Source organism: Arthrobacter sp. Y3223164, from assembly GCF_059091005.1.
Window position 1 is genome coordinate 1 of record NZ_JBNHGF010000455.1, and the last position, 1,939, is coordinate 1,939.

Sequence of the window (1,939 nt, forward strand, 5' to 3'; positions counted from 1 at the left end):
GCTGGGCGGCCGGGGCACGCCGGCCGGTGCTGGAGCGGGCGGGGCGGCACACAGACATCGGTCAGACCGCCCTCAGCGCCAGCTCCACCAAATCCGTGAGCATGCCGCGGACTTCGCCGCTTCGCAGGATCAGGACCAAGAGACCGGCGAACGCCACCGCGGCAAGCGTCGCGATGGCATACTCGGCGGTGGCCATTCCGGCTTCGGAGCCGATCAGGTGCCGCCAGTTTCTCCGGGCGAGCCTGTTCCGACCGCCTGCCGGGAAGTCAATGACATCCGCCTGACTGCCGGGGCCGTCTGGCGCCGCGGGCAGTAGTGCCGCCGCAGGCCGTTGTGCCGCGGCGTTCCCGGTCGGTTCCGCTGATGGGGATGGTTGCGTCACCGCGGTCGGCTGAGCCGGCGCGGGTGGTTGCGCCGCCGCGGACGGTTGCCTCGCCGTGGCCCCGGGTGGTTGCGCCGCCGCGATCTGTCGCGCCGTCTTGTCCCCGGGTAGTTGCACTGCAGGGTTCGGCGGCAGCGAACGTGGTGTGCGGTCCCGGATTTCGGCCAGTGACAACATGTTTTCCTCCTAAATGAGACCGCGGGATTGCGGTTATTCGAGCTTCCCCGACCGCGCCAGGAGCCCGGCACCGCCGGCTCGGTCCCGGTGCACACTCCGGGATAAAGCCTGCGCTGTGGAGGAGTGCTTACAGCTTGGGCACGAGGGCGACGAGCACCGGCACGACGCCCAGCGCAATGAAGGCCGGAAGGGCGCACAGCCCCAGCGGAAGTACAAGCCGGGTGCCGAGCGCGGCCGCACGCTGCTGGTCTTCCTGATGCCCGCGCCGCCGCAGCTGGTCGGCTTGGGCAAAGAGCACCGCCGCCGAGGGCGCACCCGTTGCGGCACCGAAGCGCAGGGAGTCACGCAACACGTGCAGTCCGGAACCGCTCTCTGCGAGCGCCCAGGCCTCCTGCCAGTCCACGCCCAGCAACAACGCCGAGGCGACCTGGTCCAAAGCCGTCTTCGTCGTTCCCTGGCTGGTGGCAGCGAGGGCAGCAACGGCGTGAGGCAAGGGAAGTCCCGCTGCCAGCATCGCGCCCAACAAGTCCAGGTGCAGGGCCGGATCGTCGGGCGCTTCGTCCCTGCCGCCACCTTTCCGGGTTCCGCCTGAAACCAGCGGCCGCTGCGCGGGGATGCGGCGGGCGCCGACCAGTCCCGGATACAGCAGCCAGGCAGCAGCAAAGAGCAGTACACCGGTCAGCACCGGAATCACAGGCCCTCCCTTCCGGCAGCATGGCGCACGAGCTGCCGGGACCAGAAACGTGCGCCGACCATGAGCGCCGTCCCGGTGACCAGGACCGGCCACCCCGTCGGTGACAGCAGCAGCGTGGCGACGGGGTCGGCACCCATCGCGGCGCCGAGCCCAAGTCCCAGCAGCGGCAGCCACCCGAGCAGGGCCGCGGTGGCCTTGGGTCCCGCCAGCGCGATTCTGCGCGCAGCCCTGGCATCAAGCCGATGCTGCAGGTGCCGCGCATAATTCTCCAGCAGCAGGGACAGTGGTGCCCCGGTCCTCTCGGAAACCTCCCAGCAGGAAGCCAAATCATGCCACATCCGTTGCGCGGCGGCGGCCTCGGGTCGTACCCGCCGGCCGTCGCCCGGCCCCTGCCTCCGCAGAACCGGTCCGATTCCCAGCCCCAAATCCGCGGCCTGTGCTGCCGCCTCAAGGGTCGGGAGCAACAGCCCCACTTCCCGCGCTGCCGCACCCGACGCCGGCCCTGTTCCGTCCCGCCGTCTTGAGCCGGGCGCGGACCGGTCTGGCAGTCCCGTTGCGGCGTAGAACGAGAGCATATCCGGCCAGAGCTGGGCCGGCGTGCGCCCGGAACTCAACAGCGCGGCCAGCTGCCGCACGAAGAGGGGCAGCAGGTCCAATTCGGCGCCGGCGGACCGGCGCCGCGTCCC

General features: G+C 70.8%; 3 protein-coding genes. All 3 read right to left on the bottom strand.

Annotation, left to right across the window (positions count from 1 at the left end; translation table 11 throughout):
• Positions 1–61: 61 nt before the first annotated feature.
• A complete protein-coding gene (locus AC5RUJ_RS15315; protein WP_494128618.1) occupies positions 62–559 on the bottom strand; it encodes a DUF4244 domain-containing protein in 498 nt (165 codons plus the stop codon).
• 127 nt (positions 560–686) lie between these two features.
• Complete coding sequence (locus tag AC5RUJ_RS15320) at positions 687–1,253, bottom strand: type II secretion system F family protein (RefSeq protein WP_494128619.1); 567 nt, start codon at positions 1,251–1,253, stop codon at positions 687–689.
• Positions 1,250–1,939, bottom strand: a 690-nt coding sequence (locus AC5RUJ_RS15325; protein WP_494156146.1) for a hypothetical protein, incomplete at its 5' end; no start/stop codon positions are given. The genes AC5RUJ_RS15325 and AC5RUJ_RS15320, both read right to left, overlap by 4 nt.